The 20,732-nt window shown below is 61.3% G+C and carries 15 protein-coding genes and 1 pseudogene; 12 read left to right on the forward strand and 4 right to left on the reverse strand.

Features of this window, described 5'->3' with window-relative positions; genetic code table 11:
- Positions 1 to 151 precede the first annotated feature (151 nt).
- The 4 genes and pseudogenes from A7K61_RS32625 to A7K61_RS18930 form a co-directional block, all read left to right on the forward strand.
- Positions 152 to 268, forward strand: a pseudogene (locus tag A7K61_RS32625) (NAD synthetase); the annotation flags it as partial.
- Positions 269 to 658: 390 nt separating this feature from the next.
- Entirely contained in the window at positions 659 to 3,949 is a 3,291-nt protein-coding gene (locus tag A7K61_RS18920; RefSeq protein ID WP_069558137.1) for a DUF2126 domain-containing protein, read from the forward strand.
- A gap of 148 nt (positions 3,950 to 4,097) precedes the next feature.
- A complete protein-coding gene (locus tag A7K61_RS18925; protein ID WP_069558138.1) occupies positions 4,098 to 6,584 on the forward strand; it encodes a circularly permuted type 2 ATP-grasp protein in 2,487 nt (828 codons plus the stop codon).
- Positions 6,584 to 7,474 carry a transglutaminase family protein gene (locus A7K61_RS18930; protein ID WP_032893813.1) on the forward strand — a complete coding sequence of 297 codons (891 nt, stop codon included), beginning with the start codon at positions 6,584 to 6,586 and terminating at the stop codon, positions 7,472 to 7,474. Before A7K61_RS18925 ends, A7K61_RS18930 begins: the two co-directional genes overlap by 1 nt.
- Positions 7,475 to 7,602: 128 nt before the next feature.
- Here A7K61_RS18930 and A7K61_RS18935 read toward each other — a convergent pair whose 3' ends face one another.
- Positions 7,603 to 7,785, reverse strand: a complete 183-nt coding sequence (locus A7K61_RS18935) for a hypothetical protein (protein ID WP_005784271.1) — start codon at positions 7,783 to 7,785, stop codon at positions 7,603 to 7,605.
- Positions 7,786 to 8,118: 333 nt separating this feature from the next.
- On the opposite strand from A7K61_RS18935, the gene azu reads away from it, so the two are divergent.
- Complete coding sequence (azu, locus tag A7K61_RS18940) at positions 8,119 to 8,565, forward strand: azurin (protein ID WP_003188091.1); 447 nt, start codon at positions 8,119 to 8,121, stop codon at positions 8,563 to 8,565.
- Between the two features lie 136 nt (positions 8,566 to 8,701).
- Here azu and nadE read toward each other — a convergent pair whose 3' ends face one another.
- The 3 genes from nadE to A7K61_RS18955 form a co-directional block, all read right to left on the reverse strand.
- A complete protein-coding gene (gene nadE, locus A7K61_RS18945) occupies positions 8,702 to 9,529 on the reverse strand; it encodes an ammonia-dependent NAD(+) synthetase (protein WP_069558139.1) in 828 nt (275 codons plus the stop codon).
- 3 nt (positions 9,530 to 9,532) lie between these two features.
- Positions 9,533 to 10,747 carry a nicotinate phosphoribosyltransferase gene (gene pncB, locus A7K61_RS18950; protein ID WP_003188094.1) on the reverse strand — a complete coding sequence of 405 codons (1,215 nt, stop codon included), beginning with the start codon at positions 10,745 to 10,747 and terminating at the stop codon, positions 9,533 to 9,535.
- Between the two features lie 207 nt (positions 10,748 to 10,954).
- Entirely contained in the window at positions 10,955 to 11,845 is an 891-nt protein-coding gene (locus tag A7K61_RS18955) for a LysR family transcriptional regulator (protein ID WP_069558140.1), read from the reverse strand.
- A gap of 153 nt (positions 11,846 to 11,998) precedes the next feature.
- Between A7K61_RS18955 and A7K61_RS18960 the strand changes: the two genes are divergently transcribed.
- The 7 genes from A7K61_RS18960 to A7K61_RS18990 all read left to right on the forward strand — a co-directional run bounded on the left by A7K61_RS18960 (position 11,999) and on the right by A7K61_RS18990 (position 20,367).
- Positions 11,999 to 13,489, forward strand: coding sequence for an aldehyde dehydrogenase family protein (locus A7K61_RS18960; protein WP_003188096.1), 1,491 nt, complete (start codon positions 11,999 to 12,001; stop codon positions 13,487 to 13,489).
- Between the two features lie 102 nt (positions 13,490 to 13,591).
- Positions 13,592 to 14,875 carry an FAD-binding oxidoreductase gene (locus A7K61_RS18965; RefSeq protein WP_044271028.1) on the forward strand — a complete coding sequence of 428 codons (1,284 nt, stop codon included), beginning with the start codon at positions 13,592 to 13,594 and terminating at the stop codon, positions 14,873 to 14,875.
- Between the two features lie 374 nt (positions 14,876 to 15,249).
- Entirely contained in the window at positions 15,250 to 16,386 is a 1,137-nt protein-coding gene (locus tag A7K61_RS18970; RefSeq protein ID WP_003188098.1) for a branched-chain amino acid ABC transporter substrate-binding protein, read from the forward strand.
- A gap of 201 nt (positions 16,387 to 16,587) precedes the next feature.
- Positions 16,588 to 17,502, forward strand: coding sequence for a branched-chain amino acid ABC transporter permease (locus A7K61_RS18975; RefSeq protein ID WP_003188099.1), 915 nt, complete (start codon positions 16,588 to 16,590; stop codon positions 17,500 to 17,502).
- Positions 17,503 to 17,504: 2 nt separating this feature from the next.
- Positions 17,505 to 18,782 carry a high-affinity branched-chain amino acid ABC transporter permease LivM gene (livM, locus tag A7K61_RS18980; RefSeq protein WP_003188100.1) on the forward strand — a complete coding sequence of 426 codons (1,278 nt, stop codon included), beginning with the start codon at positions 17,505 to 17,507 and terminating at the stop codon, positions 18,780 to 18,782.
- Positions 18,779 to 19,654 carry an ABC transporter ATP-binding protein gene (locus A7K61_RS18985; protein WP_003188102.1) on the forward strand — a complete coding sequence of 292 codons (876 nt, stop codon included), beginning with the start codon at positions 18,779 to 18,781 and terminating at the stop codon, positions 19,652 to 19,654. Before livM ends, A7K61_RS18985 begins: the two co-directional genes overlap by 4 nt.
- A complete protein-coding gene (locus A7K61_RS18990; protein WP_005784287.1) occupies positions 19,651 to 20,367 on the forward strand; it encodes an ABC transporter ATP-binding protein in 717 nt (238 codons plus the stop codon). Before A7K61_RS18985 ends, A7K61_RS18990 begins: the two co-directional genes overlap by 4 nt.
- The last annotated feature ends 365 nt before the right edge of the window (positions 20,368 to 20,732 follow it).

Genomic DNA, 20,732 nt, shown 5'->3' on the forward strand with positions numbered 1-20,732 from the left:
CGGGGCGCCTAAGATCAAAAGCAGATCAAGATCAAGAGCGACTCGCTTCGCATCGTGGTTACCGTCTGCTGTTACAACCCACAAAGTTGTGTAGATACCTATGCTGCGATGAGGCCGGTCGCGGCACTCTCAATTTCAAGGAAGAACACTTATGGGCAACGCCTTGTTCAACATCGGCATGGATTCCAACCGCTCTCAATTTATGGTGCGCCAGCGCATTGAGAGCCTGATCAACCTGCCACGGCTGTTTGCGGCCATCGATGCAGAAGGAGAGGGCCAAGCTGACCAAGGAACTACTGTGTATCAATGATTCAGTACAACCCACACAGGGTTCTCTATAGCCTGTCGCTGATTTTCCCGCTGTTTGGCCTGCTGGTGCTCAACAGCAGTGGGCAGCGAGAGAAGCGGGCAAAACTTGTGCAAATTCGTCAACTGCGCCAAGCCCTGAATACCAGGCGTACTACGCCTTAACTGGGTAGATTCACCACCTGCACTCAGCCCGGCGCTACAAATGTGTGCAGCGCCTGCACCATAGCCACAACGTTGGCGCCGTTTTGGTGCTGTACTGCACCGGGCCCGACGTTTTAGTGCAATGACTGCTGCTGTGGCATAAGTCTTGCGCGCGTTGTGCTTATGCCCTGGCTCGCAGGAGGCCGCCGTGTCGATTCATGTCGCGTTGCACCACGTTACGCATTACCGCTACGACCGTGCTGTCGAACTTGGCCCGCAGATCGTGCGGCTACGCCCGGCGGCGCATAGCCGTACGCGGATACTGTCCTACGCGCTGAAAGTGCTGCCCGAGCAGCATTTCATCAACTGGCAGCAAGACCCACAGGGCAATTACCTGGCGCGCCTGGTGTTCCCGGAAAAGACTGACGAGTTGCGCATCGAAGTCGACCTGGTCGCCGAGATGGCGGTGTTCAATCCGTTCGATTTTTTCCTGGAGCCCTACGCCGAAAATATCCCGTTCAGCTACGCCGCCGATGAGCAGCGCGAGCTGGCGCCGTACCTGGAAACCTTGCCGCTGACGCCAAGGTTGGCTGCGTACCTGGCGGGTATCGACCGCACGCCGCTACCGGCCGTGGATTTCCTGGTCGGCCTCAACCAGCGCCTGGCCGCCGATATCGGTTACCTGATTCGCATGGAACCGGGCGTGCAAACCCCGGAATTCACGCTGGAAAATGCGTCCGGCTCCTGCCGCGACTCGGCCTGGTTACTGGTGCAATTGCTGCGCAACCTCGGGTTGGCGGCGCGATTTGTCTCTGGCTATCTGATTCAGCTCACCGCCGACGTCAAAGCCCTCGATGGCCCGTCCGGTACCGAGGTGGACTTCACCGACCTGCACGCCTGGTGTGAAGTGTATTTGCCCGGCGCTGGCTGGATTGGCCTGGATGCCACGTCCGGGTTGTTTGCCGGTGAAGGGCATATCCCTTTGGCCTGCAGTCCCGATCCATCGTCCGCCGCGCCGATCAGTGGGTTGGTGGAGCCGTGCGAGTGCGAATTCACCCACGAGATGTCGGTGGAGCGCATCTGGGAAGCGCCACGGGTGACCAAGCCCTATACCGAAGAACAATGGCTGGCGATCCAGGCTCTGGGCCGGCAGATCGATGGCGACCTGCTCAAGGACGACGTACGCCTGACCATGGGCGGCGAGCCAACCTTCGTCTCTATCGACGACCCCGACGGTGCCGAGTGGAACACCGCAGCCCTGGGCCCGGACAAGCGTCGCCTGTCGGCCGAGCTGTTCCAGCGCCTGCGCCAGCACTATGCGCCCAAGGGCCTGGTGCATTTCGGCCAAGGCAAGTGGTACCCCGGCGAGCAATTGCCGCGTTGGTCGCTCAACTGCTATTGGCGCCGCGATGGCGTGCCGATCTGGCACAACAGCGCGCTGATCGCCGATGAGCAAGAGGACTATGGCGCCGATGGGGTGATGGCCGGGCGTTTCCTGGCCAGCGTCGCCGAGCGCCTCAAACTACCGGCGCGCTTTGTGTTCCCGGCGTTCGAGGACAATTTCTACTACCTGTGGCGCGAAGGGGCGCTGCCCCAGAACGTCACTGCCCAGGACCCGCGCCTGAGCGACGACCTGGAGCGTGAGCGCCTGCGCAAGGTGTTCAGCCAGGGCCTGGATAAAGTCATCGGCCAGGTGCTGCCGCTGGCACGCACGGCGGCCAATGACCGCTGGCAGAGTGGGCGTTGGTACCTGCGCGACAACCATTGCCGCCTGGTGCCGGGGGATTCGCCGCTGGGCTATCGCCTGCCGCTCGCTTCGCAGCCCTGGGTGACGGCGGCGGAGTATCCGTTTGTGCATCCGACCGACCCTAACCAGGATCAGCCGGATCTGCCCACCAGCGCCCAGTTGCAAAACCATGGCGAGCCCGCGCCGGGTGATGAGCGTGTGCCCAAGGTCGACGAGTCCGCCGACTGGCTGACCCGTACCGCGCTGTGCGCCGAAGCGCGGGAAGGGCGCCTGTATCTCTTTATGCCGCCGCTGGAGCGCGTCGAGGACTATCTGGAACTGGTGACCGCCATCGAGGCCACCGCCCAAGAGCTGCATTGCCCGGTGCTGATGGAGGGTTACGAGCCGCCAGCGGATACGCGCCTGAGCAATTTCCGGGTCACGCCAGATCCCGGTGTCATCGAGGTCAACGTACAGCCGTCCGCCACCTGGGACGAGTTGGTGGAGCGCACCGAATTCCTCTACGAAGAGGCCAGGCAAACCCGCCTGACCACCGAGAAGTTCATGATTGACGGGCGCCACACCGGTACTGGTGGCGGTAACCACTTCGTGCTGGGCGGCGCGACGCCCAAGGACTCACCCTTCCTGCGCCGGCCGGACCTGCTGCGCAGCCTGATCAGCTACTGGCATAACCACCCGTCGTTGTCTTATTTGTTCTCCGGCCTGTTTATCGGCCCCACCTCCCAGGCGCCCCGGGTAGATGAGGCGCGCAACGATGCGCTGTATGAACTGGAGATCGCCTTTGCGCAGATGCCGGAGCCAGGCGAGGAGTGCCCGCCGTGGCTGGTGGACCGCTTGTTGCGCAACCTGCTGATCGACGTGACGGGCAATACCCATCGCGCCGAATTCTGTATCGACAAACTCTACTCACCCGACGGCGCCACGGGCCGCCTGGGCCTGCTGGAACTGCGCGCCTTTGAAATGCCGCCCCATGCGCGCATGAGCCTGACCCAGCAGTTGTTGCTGCGGGCGCTGGTCGCGCGGTTCTGGCGCGAGCCCTATGCGCCGCCGAAGCTGGCGCGCTGGGGCACTGAGCTGCATGACCGCTTCCTGTTGCCGCACTTTATCGAGCAGGACTTTGCCGACGTGATCGTCGAGCTGAACGCGGCCGGCTACCCGCTGCGTGCCGAATGGTTCGCGGCGCACCTGGAGTTCCGTTTCCCCAAGGTGGGCGACTACGCCGTCAGCGGTATCGAAATGGAACTGCGCCAGGCCTTGGAGCCTTGGCACGTGCTGGGCGAGGAGGGCGCTGTGGGGGGCACGGTGCGTTATGTGGATTCGTCCCTGGAGCGCCTGCAAGTGAAGTTGAGCGGGTTGCCGCCGCAACGCTACCTGCTGACCTGCAATGGCGTGCCGGTGCCGCTGCAACCCACCGGCCGCGTCGGCGAGTTCGTGGCGGGCGTGCGTTACCGCGCCTGGCAACCGGCCAACTGCCTGCAACCGACCATCCCCGTGCATGCGCCGCTGGTGTTCGACCTGCTCGACACCTGGATGCAGCGTTCGTTGGGCGGCTGCCAATACCATGTGGCGCACCCGGGCGGGCGCAATTACGACAGCCTGCCGGTGAATGCCAATGAGGCGGAGAGCCGGCGCATGGCGCGGTTTTTCCGCTTGGGGCATAGCCCGGGCAAGCTGCCAGTGCCTGCTCTGGTGATTAATGACGAGTTGCCGATGACCTTGGACCTGCGACGCTTTCCCCATAAAAATGACTGAATGCGATCCAAATGTGGGAGCGGGCTTGCTCGCGAAAGCGGTGTATCAGTCGAAATATGCATAGACTGACCCGCCGCATTCGCGAGCAAGCCCGCTCCCACATTAGACTGTGGTGACTTTGACTTCCCTTGCCTCTGCCGAGCGTTCCATGTCCGACTTGCTCGACCGTTACCCGCTCACCGCGGGCACCTATCACGAACTGCTGGATGCCAGCGGCGCGGTGCGTGCCCATTGGCGACGCTTGTTCGATCACCTGCAACGCAGCACGCCCGCACAACTGGCCCAGCGCCAGGCGTTGTTGACGCGCCAGATCCAGGAAAACGGCGTGACCTACAACGTCTACGCCGACCCCAAGGGTGCCGATCGCCCCTGGGAGCTGGACCTGTTGCCCCATGTGCTGGCGGCCGAGGAGTGGCAGCAACTGTCGGCTGGCATCGCCCAGCGTGCGCGCCTGCTCAATGCGGTGCTGGCCGACCTGTATGGGCCGCAACGCCTGATCAAGGAAGGCTTGCTGCCGGCCGAATTGGTGTTCGGGCATAACAATTTTCTGTGGCCGTGCCAGGGTATCCAGCCGCCTGACGGTGCGTTCCTGCATCTGTACGCAGTCGACCTGGCGCGCACCCCGGATGGCCGCTGGTGGGTCACCGCCGACCGCACCCAAGCGCCATCGGGCGCCGGCTATGCCCTGGAAAACCGCACCATCGTGTCCCGCGCCTTCCCGGACCTGTACCGGGATATGCAGGTGCAGCACCTCACCGGTTTCTTTCGCACGTTGCAGGAAACCCTGGCGCGCCAGGCTCCGGGTGATGATCAGCCGCCACTGATCGTGTTGCTCACGCCGGGGCGTTTCAACGAGAGCTATTTCGAACACCTGTACCTGGCGCGCCAGCTCGGCTACCCCTTGGTCGAGGGCGGCGACCTCACCGTGCGCGACAGCACCGTATTCCTGAAAACCCTCAGCGGCCTGCGCCGGGTACACGCGATCATGCGTCGCCTTGATGATGATTTCTGCGACCCGCTGGAGCTGCGCACCGACTCGGCGCTGGGCGTGCCGGGCCTGCTCGATGCCGTGCGCCAAGGCAATGTGCTGGTGGCCAATGCCTTGGGCAGCGGTGTGCTGGAGTCCCCGGGGTTGCTGGGCTTTTTGCCCAAGATCAACGAATTTTTATTCGGTGAAGCCTTGATCCTGCCGTCGATTGCCACCTGGTGGTGCGGCGAAGCGCCGGTGCTTGCCGAAGCCTTGGAAAAACTCCCGGAGCTGCTGATCAAGCCGGCATTTCCCTCACAAAGTTTCGCCCCGGTGTTTGGTCGCGACCTTGATGACGAACAGCGCCAGGCCCTGGCCGAGCGCATGCGTGCGCGGCCCTATGCCTATGTCGCCCAAGAGCTGGCGCAGTTGTCTCAGGCGCCGGTCTGGCACACCGTGGATGACCACCTGCAACACCGCGCCATCGGTATGCGTGTCTACGCCGTGGCCAGTGATGACGGTTATCGGGTGCTGCCCGGCGGCCTGACCCGCGTGGCGGCCGAGGCCGATGCCGAGGTGGTGTCGATGCAACGCGGTGGGGCGAGCAAGGATACCTGGGTGCTCGGCGAACGCGCGCCGGGTGGCGAGCAGTGGCGCGCCCAACGCACCATTGGCGCCTATGACCTGGTGCGCCGCGATCCCTATCTGCCCTCGCGCGTGGTGGAAAACCTGTTCTGGTTCGGTCGCTACTGCGAGCGCTGCGATGACAGTGCGCGCTGGCTGCGCGTAGTGCTGGCGCGGTATGTCGATGGCGATGATCCGCTGGCGCTGCAGGCCGCCGTCGAACTCGGCGAAAGCCTGCGCCTGTTGCCGGAAGAGGGCGAGCTGCCGGAGCGTCTGCTCGCGGCCTTGCTGGGTGATGACTGGCCTTCAAGTTTGCGCGCCAATTTGCAGCGCTTGCAGTGGGCGGCGTCCCAGGTGCGCGGCAAGTTGTCCCGGGAAAACTGGCAGGCCCTGGTGGAGCTGCAACGTGAAGCCATGGAGCTGGAAAGCGACGCCGCGGACTTCGGCGAGCTGCTCGACTTTCTCAACCGCCTGGTGATGTCCCTGGCGGCGCTGTCCGGGTTTGCCCTGGACGACATGACCCGCGATGAAGGCTGGCGCTTTTTGATGATGGGCCGGCGTATCGAGCGTCTGCAGTTTCTGAGCAGCAGCCTTGCGGCGTTCCTGCGCGGTGTGGCGGTGTTCGATCAGGCCGGTCTGGAATGGTTGCTGGAGCTGGGCAACAGCAGCATCACCTACCGCTCGCGCTACCTGGCGGTGCCGCAGTTGATCCCGGTGCTCGACCTGCTGCTGCTCGACGAGCAGAACCCCCATGCGGTGCTGTTCCAGCTCAAGTTGGTGAGCCGCACCCTGCGCCGTCTCAATGACGATTTTGGCGTGCCCCGTGAAACCGGGCTGGCGCCGTTGGTCGAGCGCCTGGCGCATTTTGACCTGGGTTGCCTGGAGAACGGCCTGTTTGGCGAAACCAGCGTGCGTGCCGCCCTGGACGGCCTGGCCGACTTGCTGCAAGCGGTGGCCGATGAAAGCGGGCAGGTATCGGATCGCTTGGCGTTGCGCCATTTTGCCCACGTCGATGATGTCAGCCAACAAACGGTGTCGGTGTAATGAGCGCGCGCTATCAGATTTTCCACGATACCCATTACCACTACGACAGCCCGGTGTCCCTGGCCCAGCAACTGGCGCACCTGTGGCCACGGCCGTGCGCCTGGCAGAAGTGCACCTGGCAGCAGTTGGATATCAGCCCGGAACCCACCTCGCGCCGCGATGAACTGGACGTGTTCGGCAACCCGATCACCCGGCTGGCGTTCGAACGGCCCCATGATGAATTGCTGGTGAACGCCGGGCTCACCGTGGAAGTGCTGGCGCGGCCTGTTTTGGACTTTCAGCGATCGCCGCCCTGGGACCACACCCGTGACAGCCTGACCTACAGCAGCCAGGCCTTGAGCGCCGAGCTGATCGAAGCCTGCCGCTATCGCTTCGAGTCGCCCTATGTGCATCTGAAAAAAACCTTCGTCGAGTTCTCCGAAAGCTGCTTCCCGCCCGGCGAGCCTTTACTGCTGGGCACGCAGGCATTGATGGAGAAGATTTTCAGCGAATTTACCTTCGATGCCGAAGCCACCCAGGTCGCCACACCGCTGGTGGAAGTGCTGGAGCGCCGTCGCGGCGTGTGCCAGGACTTTGCTCACCTGATGCTTGCCTGCCTGCGTTCCCGTGGCCTGGCGGCGCGCTATATCAGCGGCTACCTGCTCACCCAGCCACCGCCCGGCCAGCCACGGCTGATTGGCGCGGATGCGTCCCATGCGTGGGTTTCGGTGTTTTGCCCGGTATCAGGCTGGGTGGATTTTGACCCGACCAACAATGTGCAGCCGGCGCTGGAGCACATCACCCTGGCCTGGGGCCGGGACTTTTCTGATGTGTCGCCATTGCGGGGGGTGATTCTGGGGGGAGGCAGCCACGACCCGGAGGTGCGGGTGACGGTGATGCCGCTGGAATAATGACTGCGGGCTGTCGATTTTTGTAGGAGCGAGCTTGCTCGCGAAGGATCTTGGGGCGCCACGTTAATCCAGGCGGCCCTCGTCATCGTTGACGTTCTTCGCGAGCAAGCTCGCTCCTACAGGAATGCTTATTCAGCCGGGTCTTTCGGGGTTTCGGTCTCGTCAGTTGCCGCTTCACCTTCGGCATCCGGGTTCAGCGCGCCGGCTTCTTCGTCTGCAGCGGCTTTCTTGCGTTGCAGCTTTTCCTCTTTCTTCTGTTCCTTGGCCAAGTCTCTCTGACGTTTGGCGAAGGAGTAATTAGGTTTGGCCATGGGCGATCCTCTAGGGTCGAAGGTGAGGGTGGGCGGCGCGCAGCTGCCTTGGGTCGTCATGGTAGCAGCTTCAGGGGGCCCTTTGCTTTCACTTACCGCAGGCGTAGGCAGCCAGAAGGCCGTTGAACAGGTGATTAAGGTGCATGGTATGAACTCCCGTGAGTGATGGGCGGATCATAGGCGGGGTGCGGCAGTTTGGCTGGTTGATTGTGTTGATGAAGCTGATAGCCTAAAGTTGTATACAATCTGTTGATTCAGATCATAAGAACTCAAGCCTGATTGAGGCACCCTTACCGCAATCCGCGTTTTTAAAACCCTGCCTTGGAGATTCACATGTTTGCCAAACTCGTTGCTGTTTCCCTGCTGACTCTGGCGAGCGGCCAGTTGCTTGCTGCAGAGTGCAAGGTCACTGTCGACTCCACCGATCAAATGTCTTTCAACACCAAAGAAATCACTATCGACAAGAGCTGCAAGCAGTTCACCGTCGAGCTGACTCACTCGGGCAACTTGCCAAAGAACGTGATGGGCCATAACTGGGTGCTGACCACCGAAGCCAATATGCAACCGGTGGCAACCGACGGCATGGCCGCGGGGATCGACAAGGATTACCTGAAAGCCGGTGATGAGCGCATCATCGCCCACACCAAGATCATCGGTGCCGGCGAGAAAGACTCGGTGACCTTCGACGTCTCCAAGCTGAAGGCCGATGAGAAGTACAGTTTCTTCTGCTCGTTCCCAGGCCACATCTCGATGATGAAAGGTGCTGTGGTTCTGAAGTAAGACCGCGTTATCGTTCATCGCAGGCAAGCCAGCTCCCACATTCGACCGCATTCCCATGTTGGAATACGGTCAAGTGTGGGAGCTGGCTTGCCTGCGATGGCGATCTGACAATCAATGCAAAACCATCGGTTTCACTTCAAGGCGCAAACGGCATCACCCGCTTGTGCTCAGTCTTGCGATAGGTCTCGCAGATAATCCTGAACGCTTCCTCACGCACCGGCTCCCCCTGCAGGAACGCATCGATCTCGGCATAGGTCACGCCATGTGACGCTTCGTCCGGCTTGCCCGGCGACAGGTCTTCCAAGTCGGCGGTCGGCACCTTCTCCACCAGCGATTCCGGCGCGCCAAAGTGACGGGCGATGGCCCGCACCTGATGCTTCACCAGCCCGCTCAACGGCGCCAGGTCGCAGGCCCCGTCACCGAACTTGGTGAAAAAGCCCATCACCGCTTCTGCCGCATGGTCGGTGCCGATCACCAGGCCGCCCGCCGCGCCGGCGATGGTGTACTGGGCCACCATGCGCATGCGCGCCTTGGTATTGCCCAGCACAAAGTCACGGGACGCCGCGGCCTTGCCTTCAAAGGCGGCCACTTCATTGGCCAGGGCTTTTACTGCCGGGCCGATGTTCACGGTGTGGCGTTCGTCCGGCTCGATAAAGTCCACGCAAGCCTGGGCGTCGTGTTCGTCGAACTGGGTTTCGTAGGGCAGGCGCACGGCGATAAAACGATAAGTCTCATCGCCGGTGCTGGCGCGCAGCTCTTGCATCGCACGTTGGGCCAACAGGCCTGCGGTCAGGGAATCGACACCGCCACTGATGCCGAGCACCAGGGTCTTGAGCCCGGAATTGCGCAGGCAGTCCTGGATAAAGGCCACGCGCCGGGCAACTTCGGCTTCAAGGGCGGCCTGGTCTTTGAACGGGGCTTGCACCTTGAGCTGTTGCGCAATCTCACGCTGTACGGCTTGCATGATTCACTCCTTGCTGGATAGGGCAGGTACTTTGAAAACGTGACGCAAATAGGCGACAAAATTCGGGTCGGTGCAATGGGTCTTGCCCGCTTCATCGGAAATCTTGGCGACGGGTTGGCCATTGCAGGCGGTCATTTTAAGCACGATGCTCATCGGTTCCACCCCCGGAATGTCGCAGGTGAGGTTGGTGCCGATACCAAAGCTCACATTGATCCGACCACGCAACGCACGGAATATCTCCAAGGCTTTGGGCAGCGTCAGACTGTCGGAGAACACCAGGGTCTTGCTCATCGGCTCGATGCCCAGCTTGTGGTAGTGGGCGATGGCTTTTTCCGCCCACTGAATCGGATCGCCGGAGTCATGGCGCAGGCCGTCGAACAGCTTGGCGAAGTACAAGTCGAAGTCGCCCAGGAACGCGTCGGTGGTGATGCAATCGGTGAGGGCGATACCCAGCAGGCCCCGGTACTCGCGCACCCAGCAATCAAGGGCGGCGATCTGGCTGTCGATCAGGCGCGGGCCGAGTTGCTGGTGGGCCATGATCCACTCGTGGGCCATGGTGCCCAGCGGCTTCATATCGAACTCACGGGCCAGGTGCACATTGCTGGTGCCGACAAAACGCCCCGGGAAATCGTGCTTGAGCACGCTGACCACTTCCTCTTGTACCCGGTAGGAAAAGCGCCGGCGCGTGCCGAAGTCCGCCACTTGCAGCTCCGACAGCTCGTCGCTGCTGGCATTGGCGGTCAACCAGTCGAATTTGCGATACAGCTGCTCGCGGGCCTGCTCGAGGATCACGGTCTGGTAGCGGTAGCGGTTACGCACCTCGCTGACGATGGCCAGCATCGGCACTTCAAACAGGATCACATGCAGCCACGGCCCGCGCAGGCGGATAAACAACTCGCCGTTCTCGATGCCGGTTTGCACATACCGCAGGTTGAAGCGAAACAGCCCGAGAAAGCGTAAAAAGTCCGGCTTCATAAAGCTGATGCGTTCCAGGAACCCCAGTTGATCGGGGCTCAGGCTCAGCTCGGCGAGGCGCTCGATCTGGTAGCGGATCTCCGCCAGGTAAGGGCGCAGGTCCTCACTGTTACGGCAACGAAACTCCCATTCAACTTCCACGTTCGGGTAGTTGTGCAGCACCGCCTGCATCATGGTCAGCTTGTAGAAGTCGGTGTCGAGCAGGTTCTGCACGATGCGATCGGCAAACACACTCTCGCTCATAACGGGAATCTCCAGACGGGTCGGCGATGGAGGCCGGCCTTTACGCACAATTGAGGAAGGGGGTTAGTGGCGCATAGACCTGTGGGGGATTGCCAGTGATTTTTTCAGTAAGGCCACTGGCGCCATCGCAGGCAAGCCAGCTCCCACATTTGAAATGCATTCCAAACGGTGGGAGCTGGCTTGCCTGCGATGGCGATTCTCCAGGCGCTAAAGCACCTGCTCCATCATCCATTTCACAAATTCACGCACCTTGGGCACCTCAGCCGAATGCTCAGGATACGCCAAGTAATAAGCATCCTGGCTCGGCATCCCATGTTGCCAGGGAATCACCAACTTGCCCTCGGCCAATTCCTCCTCCACCAGAAAGCGTGGCAACAGCGCCACGCCGCACCCCACCTGCGCCGCACGGATGCACATGTAGAACGTGTCGAACCGCGGCCCATGGTAGCTGTGCTCGGTATGAAAGCCCTGGCTGGCGAACCAGTCATGCCAGCCCTGAGGCCGCGAGGCGTTTTGCAGCAGCACCAGCTCGCTCAGTTGCGTGGGGTCGGTGAAGGGCTGGGCGGGCAGGCTGTCGGGCGAACACACCGGTACCAGCTCTTCACTGAACAGTTTCAGGCTCTCGGTGCCGGGACGTGCGCCCTGGCCGAAATAGAACGCCATGTCGGCCTTGCCTTGCAGTAACTCGTCCGGGTCCTGTTCATTGCACAGGTCCAGGTGGATCTGCGGGTGGCGCAAACGCCATCCCTTGAGGCGCGGCACCAGCCAGCGTGCGCCAAAAGTGTAGGGCGTGGACACACGCAGCACTTCGGTTTCGCCGCCGTAGGAGCGCAGGTAGTGGGTAGACATCTCCACCTGGGTGAGGATCTTGCGCACTTCCACCAGGTACAGGTCGCCCGCCGGGGTCATCTGCAAGCGCCGGCGCACGCGGCGAAACAGCAGGTGTTGCAACAGTTCTTCCAACTGCGCCACCTGTTTGCTCACCGCGCTTTGGGTGAGGTTCAGTTCCTCGGCGGCGCGGGTGAAGCTCAGGTGGCGGGTGGCCGCTTCGAAACACTGCAGGGCGGTGATCGAGGGCAAATGTCTTTTGTTCAGCACGGCATGCCTCTTTTTATTCTTTGCATGAATAAAGGGAATGATATCTCGCCTAATCGTCGTTTGTTGGCAAGTCTTGGGCCAGCTACAAATAGGGCCAGGATCGCCGTGCGTATTGCGGCGCGAATTTTTGTATGCAGATTGAAGGAGTGACCCATGGTTGCCGCATTGCTTGATCGTCTCGGGGTAAACCCGGCGCTGTACCAGGCCGGGAAACAACCCGTGCATTCACCGATTGATGGCAGCCGTATCGGCAGTGTCCATTGGGAAGGCGCCGCCGAGGTGGAGCAACAGGTCAGTCGCGCCGAGCATGCATTCGAAGCCTGGCGCAAAGTGCCGGCACCGCGACGTGGCGAGCTGGTGCGCCAGTTCGGTGATGTATTGCGCGAATACAAGGCCGACCTGGGTGAACTCGTTTCCTGGGAAGCCGGCAAAATCACCCAGGAAGGCTTGGGTGAAGTGCAGGAAATGATCGACATCTGCGACTTCGCCGTGGGCCTGTCGCGTCAGCTGTACGGCTTGACCATCGCCTCCGAGCGCCCAGGCCACCATATGCGTGAAACCTGGCACCCGCTGGGCGTGGTCGGCGTGATCAGCGCCTTCAACTTCCCGGTGGCCGTGTGGGCGTGGAACACTGCGCTGGCCTTGGTGTGCGGCAACGCGGTGATCTGGAAACCGTCGGAAAAGACCCCGCTCACCGCACTGGCCTGCCAGGCCCTGTTCGAGCGCGTGCTGAAGAAGTTCGACGGTGCTCCCGAGTACCTCAGCCAAGTGATCATCGGCGGCCGCGACGCCGGCGCTGCGCTGGTGGACGACCCGCGCGTCGCTCTGATCAGCGCCACCGGCAGTACGCGCATGGGCCGCGAAGTGGCACCCAAAGTCGCCGCGCGTTTCGCCCGCAGCATTCTTGAACTGGGCGGCAACAACGCGATGATCCTCGGCCCAAGCGCCGACCTGGATATGGCCGTACGCGCCATCCTGTTCAGCGCAGTGGGCACCGCCGGCCAACGCTGCACCACCCTGCGCCGGCTGATCGCCCATGAGTCGGTCAAAGAAGAAATCGTCACCCGCCTCAAGGCCGCCTATTCCAAGGTGCGCATCGGCCACCCGCTGGAAGGCAACCTGATCGGCCCGTTGATCGACAAGCACAGCTTCGACAACATGCAGGACGCCCTTGAGCAAGCCTTGAGCGAAGGCGGCAAGGTGTTCGGCGGCAAGCGCCAACTGCAGGACACATTCCCCAACGCCTACTACGTATCGCCGGCCATCGTCGAAATGCCCGAGCAAAGCGACGTGGTGTGCAGCGAAACCTTTGCACCGATTCTTTACGTGGTCGGCTACACCGACTTCGCCGAAGCCCTGCGCCTGAACAACGCCGTGCCGCAAGGCTTGTCGTCCTGCATCTTCACCACCGACGTGCGTGAAGCCGAACAGTTCATGTCGGCGGTAGGCAGCGACTGTGGCATCGCCAACGTCAACATCGGCCCAAGCGGTGCAGAGATCGGTGGCGCGTTCGGGGGTGAAAAAGAGACCGGCGGCGGGCGTGAATCGGGCTCGGATGCGTGGCGCGGGTATATGCGTCGGCAGACCAATACCGTGAACTACTCGCTGGAACTGCCGTTGGCCCAAGGCATTACCTTCGACTGATCTGGCACGGTCAATGTGGGAGCAGGCAAGCCAGCTCCCACAGGTGATTGGGTTTCCCATTCAAAAGAGTATTTGTTTGTTAGGTCTCATCGGAGTCTGGCAATGGCACTGCGCGAAACATGTTTATGGGAACACCTTACCCCTGGCCGCCCCGACCGGGCCGCGCTCAAGGGCGCGGTCAAGGTGGATGTGTGCGTGATCGGCGCCGGCATCACCGGTTTGTCGGCGGCCATTCATTTGCTGGAACAGGGTAAAAGCGTTGCCGTGCTGGAGGCCCATCGCACCGGCCACGGCGGTTCGGGGCGCAACGTCGGGCTGGTCAATGCCGGCCTGTGGATTCCACCGGACGAGATCGAGGCCGGTTTCGGCACGGCGGTGGGCAGCCAGCTCAACCGCATGCTGGGCGCGGCGCCGTCCCTGGTGTTCAGCCTGATCGACAAGTACAACATCGACTGCCAATTGCGCCGTGAAGGCACCTTGCACATGGCGCACAACGCCCGTGGCGAGGCGGATTTGCGCAGCCGTGAGCAGCAGTGGAAACGCCGTGGCGCGCCGGTTGAGTTACTCACCGGCCAGGCCTGCGAGCACGCCACCGGTACCCGCAAAATCGCCGCCGCATTGCTGGATCGGCGCGCCGGCACCTTGAACCCCATGGCCTATACCACGGGGTTGGCGAATGCCGCCGTGGGGCTGGGCGGGCAATTGTTCGATCATTCGCCGGTCACCCAGCTTGAGCGTCAAGGCGCCGATTGGTCGGTGCAGACCGCCGAGGGCGCGGTGCAGGCCGCGCAGGTGGTGATCGCCTCCAATGCCTACACCGAAGGCGAATGGACCGAGCTGCGGCGTAACTTCTTCCCCGGCTATTACTACCAAGTGGCCTCGGCGCCGCTGACCGATGACGCGGCCAAGCAGATCCTCCCCGGCGGCCAGGGCTCCTGGGACACGCGCCAGGTCCTGAGCAGTATTCGCCGCGATGCCGATGGCCGCCTGTTGCTCGGCAGCCTGGGCAATGGCAACCAGAAACCGGCATGGTTTCTCAAAGCGTGGGCCGATCGGGTGCAGCAACACTACTTCCCGTACCTCAAACCGGTGCAGTGGGAATACACCTGGACCGGCTGCATCGCGTTCACCCCTGACCACTTGATGCGCCTGTTCGAACCGGCCCCCGGCCTGGTGGCGGTTACCGGTTATAACGGGCGCGGGGTGACCACCGGCAGCGTGGTGGGCAAGGCGTTTGCCGACTACCTGTGTCACCAGGATCCCCAAGCCTTGCCGATCCCCTTTGCCCCTATGCAGCCCCTGGCCGGGGTAGGCCTGCGCAGTTGCCTGTATGAAGCCGGCTTCTCGCTCTATCACGCCGGGCAATGCCTGAGGATCGTGATCTGATCAGCGAAATACCCCTCAGAAGCCTGCATTTTCTTAGCAGGCTACCCATCTGTATTGGTGCAAGTCGTAGCAATCACGCACTGTAAATGTGCAGTTCCGTTACGCACGTTGTTACAGCTGTAGGAACTGTCGTTTATGCCTGTGGTTGCAGGTGCGACCTGCCAGGGTTGTACTTTTTTGCAGTGTTGGTTGCACCTGTAGACGCTAGACGGTTGCACGTCCTGGCAAAAGGCGTCGAAACGCCTGTAATAACAATGACACCGTGTCTTTTTGAAGAATAAAAACGTAATGGCACGCGGCTTGCTCTGAGCTTTCGGTGAAAGGTTTGAATGCAAGTTGTCGTGCCAAAAATCAAAAATATCGGAGCACCACTCATGTCCCAGACGTTTTACAAGAAAGGTTTTCTGGCCCTCGCCGTTGCTGCGGCGCTGGGTGTTTCTACGTTTGTTCAAGCTGATGTGAAAATTGGTGTGGCGGGCCCGATGACGGGTGCCAACGCCGCTTTCGGTGAGCAGTACATGAAGGGTGCCCAGGCGGCAGCCGACGTTATCAACAAGGCCGGCGGCATTAACGGCGAGCAGATCAAGCTGGTGGCCGGCGATGACGCCTGCGAACCCAAGCAGGCCGTGGCCGTGGCCAACCGCCTGGCCGACCAGGACAAAGTGATCGGCGTGGTCGGGCACTTCTGCTCATCCAATACCATCCCGGCGTCTGAGGTTTACGACGAAGCAGGCATCATCGCCATCACCCCAGGCTCCACCAACCCACAAGTGACCGAACGCGGCCTGGGCGCCATGTTCCGCATGTGCGGGCGTGACGACCAGCAAGGCATCGTCGCCGGCGACTACATCGTCGATGTGCTCAAGGGCAAGAAAGTCGCGGTGATCAACGACAAGGACACCTACGGCAAAGGCCTGGCCGACGCCACCGCAGCCCAGTTGACCAAGCGCGGCGTCAAGCCGGTGCTGGAAGAGGGCCTGACCCGTGGCGAGAAAGACTTCAGCGCCCTGGTCACCAAGATCCGTTCCCTGGGCGCCGACGTCGTGTACTTCGGCGGCCTGCATCCGGAAGCCGGCCCGTTGGTGCGCCAGATCCGTGAAGCGGGCTTGAAAGACGTCAAGTTCATGTCCGATGACGGCGTGGTCACCGACGAACTGGTGTCCACCGCAGGTGGTGCGCAGTACGTCGATGGCGTGTACATGACCTTCGGCGCCGACCCGCGCCTGCTGCCGGACAGCAAGACCGTGGTGGAAGAGTTCCGCAAGAACGGCACCGAGCCTGAAGGCTACACGCTGTACGCCTACGCCTCGATCCAGGCCCTGGCCGCCGGTTTCAACGGTGCCAAGTCCAACAAGGGCGAAGACGCTGCCAAGTGGCTCAAGGCCAACCCGGTTAAAACCGTCATGGGCGAAAAAGCCTGGGATGCCAAGGGCGACCTGAAAGTCTCTGACTACGTGGTTTACCAGTGGGACAAAGACGGCAAATACCATCAGTTGGAAAAGCAGAAGTAAGTACAAGCACCACGGACTCAATGTGGGAGCGGGCTTGCTCGCGAAAGCAGAGTGTCAGTCGCCGAATGTGTTTATGACACACCGCATTCGCGAGCAAGCCCGCTCCCACATAAGGGCTGTGTTTTGACCCCGATCTGTCTTTTCCTCCAGAAGCGCCGCACACCCACCGGTGTGCAGGTGCTCACCGCGTGAGATTGCGTTATGGATGGTATTTTCCTGCAGCAACTGGTCAACGGCCTGACCCTCGGGTCGGTCTATGGCCTGATCGCCATCGGCTACACAATGGTCTATGGCATCATTGGCATGATCAACTTCGCCCACGGCGAGGTTTATATGATTTCCGCTTACCTCGCGGCGATCAGTCTGGCACTGCTGGCTTACTTCGGCATCGAATCCTTCCCGCTGCTCATTCTCGGTACCTTGATCTTCACCGTGGTCGTCACCGGCGTGTACGGTTGGGTGATTGAGCGTGTCGCCTACAAACCGTTGCGTAACTCCACCCGCCTGGCTCCGCTGATCAGCGCCATCGGTATCTCCCTGATCCTGCAGAACTACGCGCAGATCGCCCAGGGTGCCAAGCAACAAGGTATTCCCACCTTGCTGGCCGGCGCCTGGCGCGTCGATATCGGCACCGGGTTTGTGCAACTGACCTACACCAAAGTGTTCATCCTGGTCGCTGCTTTTGCCGGCATGGCCTTGCTCACCTACATCATCAAATACACCAAGCTGGGCCGCATGTGCCGCGCTACCCAGCAAGACCGCAAGATGGCCTCGATCCTGGGCATCAACACCGACCGCGTGATCTCCTACGTGTTTGTCATTGGTGCCGCCATGGCCGCCCTGGCCGGCGTGCTCATCACCCTCAACTACGGCACTTTCGACTTCTATGCCGGCTTCATCATCGGCATCAAGGCGTTTACCGCAGCGGTACTCGGCGGCATCGGCTCCCTGCCTGGGGCGATGCTCGGCGGGATCATCCTCGGTATCTCCGAGTCGCTGTTCTCGGGGTTGATCAACTCTGACTACAAAGACGTGTTCAGTTTCTCCCTGCTGGTGGTGATTCTGATTTTCCGTCCCCAGGGCCTGCTTGGTCGCCCACTCGTGGCTAAGGTGTAAACATGTCTGCTGCCAAATCCATTGATATCAAGAAAAGTGTGGTCGATACGGTGCTCGCGGGGCTGATTTCGCTGATCGTGTTCGGCCCGATTGTCGGCGTGGTGCTCGACGGCTACAGCTTCAACCTGGAACCTGCGCGGGTTGCCGTGCTGGTCGCCATCGTCATGGCCGGGCGCTTTGCCCTGAGCCTGTTCCTGCAAACCCCCAAGGGTGTGAAAATCCTTCAAGGATTTGAGAGCAGCGGCTCCGGCGTGCACGTGCTGCCACCGGACTACAAGTCGCGGCTGCGCTGGATCATCCCGGCGCTGATCGTGATCGCCATCGTGTTCCCGATCTTTGCCAACAAGTACCTGCTGACCGTGGTGATCCTAGGGCTGATCTACGTGTTGCTCGGCCTGGGGTTGAACATCGTGGTGGGCCTGGCGGGCCTGCTCGACCTGGGTTACGTGGCCTTCTACGCCATCGGTGCCTACGGCCTGGCGCTGGGTTATCAATACCTGGGCCTGGGCTTCTGGACCGTGCTGCCACTGGCGGCCATCGCGGCGGCGTTGGCGGGGTGCATACTCGGCTTCCCGGTGCTGCGAATGCACGGTGACTACCTGGCCATCGTGACCCTGGGTTTTGGTGAAATCATTCGCCTGGTGCTCAACAACTGGCTGTCGTTTACCGGCGGCCCGAACGGTATGCCGGTGCCGTCACCGACCTTTCTGGGTCTGGAGTTCGGCAAGCGTGCAAAGGATGGCGGCATTCCGTTTCACGAGTTTTTCGGCATCGATTACAACCCTAATATCAAGTTCATGTTCATCTACATCGTGCTGTTCTTGGTGGTGCTGGCCGTGCTGTACATCAAGCATCGCCTGACGCGCATGCCGGTCGGTCGCGCCTGGGAAGCGCTGCGCGAAGATGAAATCGCCTGCCGCTCCATGGGCCTGAACCATGTGCTGGTCAAACTCTCGGCCTTCACCATCGGCGCGTCCACGGCCGGTTTGGCCGGGGTGTTCTTTGCCAGCTACCAAGGCTTCGTCAACCCGTCGTCTTTTACGTTCTTTGAGTCGGCGTTAATCCTCGCCATCGTGGTGTTGGGCGGCATGGGCTCGACGGTCGGCGTGGTGATCGCGGCGTTCGTGTTGACCGTTGCGCCGGAGCTGCTGCGCAGCTTCTCTGAATACCGCGTACTGCTGTTTGGGGTGCTGATGGTGGTGATGATGATCTGGCGACCGCGCGGCTTGATTCGCATCAGCCGTACCGGCGTGACGCCACGCAAAGGGGTAGCGCCATGAGCAAGGAAGTCGTGCTGTCCGTCGAACACCTGATGATGCACTTCGGTGGCATCAAGGCCCTCAGTGATGTGAGCCTGCAGGTCAAACGCAACTCGATCTTCGCCCTGATCGGCCCCAACGGCGCCGGCAAGACCACGGTGTTCAACTGCCTCACTGGCTTCTACAAAGCCAGTGGCGGCAAGATCGAACTCAACGTGCGAGGCAAGCAAACCAACGTCATCCAACTGCTCGGCGAGCGCTTTGAGGCCACCGACTTCGTATCGCCCAAAAGCTTCCTCAGCCGTGTGTACTACAAGATGTTCGGCGGCACCCACCTGGTGAATCGCGCGGGCCTTGCGCGCACCTTCCAAAACATTCGCCTGTTCAAGGAAATGTCGGTGCTGGAAAACCTGCTGGTGGCCCAGCACATGTGGGTCAACCGCAACATGCTTGCCGGCATCCTCAACACCAAGGGCTACCGCAAGGCCGAAAGCGATGCGCTGGATTGCGCGTTCTACTGGCTGGAAGTGGTCGACCTGGTGGACTGCGCCAACCGCCTGGCCGGCGAGCTCTCCTACGGCCAGCAGCGCCGCCTGGAGATCGCCCGCGCCATGTGCACGCGGCCGCAGATCATCTGCCTGGATGAACCGGCAGCGGGCCTCAACCCTCAGGAAACCGAAGCCCTCAGCGCGATGATTCGCCTGCTGCGCGACGAACACGACCTCACGGTGGTGCTGATCGAACACGACATGGGCATGGTGATGAGTATTTCCGACCACATTGTGGTGCTGGACCACGGCAACGTGATTGCCGAAGGCGGCCCGGACGCGATCCGCAACGACCCGAAAGTGATCGCCGCCTACCTGGGCGCGGATGAAGAGGAGCTGGTATGAGTGCACCTATCCTCGAAATGAAGGACCTGGACGTGTTCTACGGCCCGATCCAGGCCCTGAAAAAAGTCTCGCTGCACATCAACGAAGGCGAAACCGTCAGCCTGATCGGCTCCAATGGCGCGGGTAAATCCACGTTGCTGATGTCGATCTTCGGTCAGCCTCGGGCCGAGTCGGGGCAGATCCTCTACAACGGCGTCGACATCACTCACAAGTCGTCCCACTACATCGCTTCCAACGGCATTGCGCAGTCGCCGGAAGGGCGGCGGGTGTTCCCTGACATGACCGTCGAGGAAAACCTGCTGATGGGCACCATCCCTATTGGCGACAAGTTCGCCAGTGAAGACATGCAGCGCATGTTTGAGCTGTTCCCCAGGCTCAAGGAGCGGCGCAACCAGCGGGCGATGACCATGTCCGGTGGTGAGCAGCAAATGCTCGCCATCGCCCGTGCGCTGATGAGCCGGCCCAAGCTGTTGCTGCTCGATGAGCCAAGCCTGGGGTTGGCGCCGATTGTGGTGAAGCAGATCTTTTCCACCCTGCGCGAACTGGCGTCCACCGGGATGACCATCTTCCTGGTGGAGCAGAACGCCAACCATGCGCTGCGCCTGTCGGACCGGGCCTATGTGATGGTCAACGGTGAGATCCGCCTGACGGGCACCGGCAAGGAGTTGCTGGTGAACGAGGAAGTGCGCAACGCCTACCTGGGCGGTCACTGACCTAAAGCGGCGCGGTTCCCCTGTGGGAGCGGGCTTGCTCGCGAATGCGGTGTACCAGTATCAGATGTTTTGACTGACACACCGCATTCGCGAGCAAGGCCGCTCCCACAGTTGTTTTGCGGTGTTCACAAGGCTAGCGCCAAATTGTGGAAAACAAATCCAGCCCACCTCAAAAGCGCGACATATAGCCGCCGCAAATCCCTGTTTTGTCACAGTTTTGACTTGTCCCCATCCACTGTGGAACCGGCTGTGGGTAACGTGGGAGTAGCTGGCTGAAAGCCTTTAACTACGTGGCTTACAGCTCTGTGGTTGTTTTTTGATCAGTGTGTTTTTCACGAGCGCCCCAGGGGTTTGTCAACCTGTTT

This window comes from Pseudomonas sp. AP42, assembly GCF_001728935.1.
Taxonomy (GTDB): Bacteria; Pseudomonadota; Gammaproteobacteria; order Pseudomonadales; family Pseudomonadaceae; genus Aquipseudomonas; species Aquipseudomonas lactis.

What these genes read in the sequence shown, in the direction of transcription:
- A7K61_RS18970 (WP_003188098.1), top strand. Translation starts at nt 15,250, where the DNA reads ATGTCCCAGACGTTTTACAAGAAAGGTTTTCTGGCCCTCGCCGTTGCT.
- A7K61_RS18990 (WP_005784287.1), top strand. Translation starts at nt 19,651, where the DNA reads ATGAGTGCACCTATCCTCGAAATGAAGGACCTGGACGTGTTCTACGGC.
- nadE (WP_069558139.1), bottom strand. Translation starts at nt 9,529, where the DNA reads ATGCAAGCCGTACAGCGTGAGATTGCGCAACAGCTCAAGGTGCAAGCC.
- pncB (WP_003188094.1), bottom strand. Translation starts at nt 10,747, where the DNA reads ATGAGCGAGAGTGTGTTTGCCGATCGCATCGTGCAGAACCTGCTCGAC.
- A7K61_RS18975 (WP_003188099.1), top strand. Translation starts at nt 16,588, where the DNA reads ATGGATGGTATTTTCCTGCAGCAACTGGTCAACGGCCTGACCCTCGGG.
- A7K61_RS18930 (WP_032893813.1), top strand. Translation starts at nt 6,584, where the DNA reads ATGAGCGCGCGCTATCAGATTTTCCACGATACCCATTACCACTACGAC.
- A7K61_RS18985 (WP_003188102.1), top strand. Translation starts at nt 18,779, where the DNA reads ATGAGCAAGGAAGTCGTGCTGTCCGTCGAACACCTGATGATGCACTTC.
- A7K61_RS18935 (WP_005784271.1), bottom strand. Translation starts at nt 7,785, where the DNA reads ATGGCCAAACCTAATTACTCCTTCGCCAAACGTCAGAGAGACTTGGCC.
- A7K61_RS18960 (WP_003188096.1), top strand. Translation starts at nt 11,999, where the DNA reads ATGGTTGCCGCATTGCTTGATCGTCTCGGGGTAAACCCGGCGCTGTAC.
- livM (WP_003188100.1), top strand. Translation starts at nt 17,505, where the DNA reads ATGTCTGCTGCCAAATCCATTGATATCAAGAAAAGTGTGGTCGATACG.
- A7K61_RS18925 (WP_069558138.1), top strand. Translation starts at nt 4,098, where the DNA reads ATGTCCGACTTGCTCGACCGTTACCCGCTCACCGCGGGCACCTATCAC.
- azu (WP_003188091.1), top strand. Translation starts at nt 8,119, where the DNA reads ATGTTTGCCAAACTCGTTGCTGTTTCCCTGCTGACTCTGGCGAGCGGC.
- A7K61_RS18965 (WP_044271028.1), top strand. Translation starts at nt 13,592, where the DNA reads ATGGCACTGCGCGAAACATGTTTATGGGAACACCTTACCCCTGGCCGC.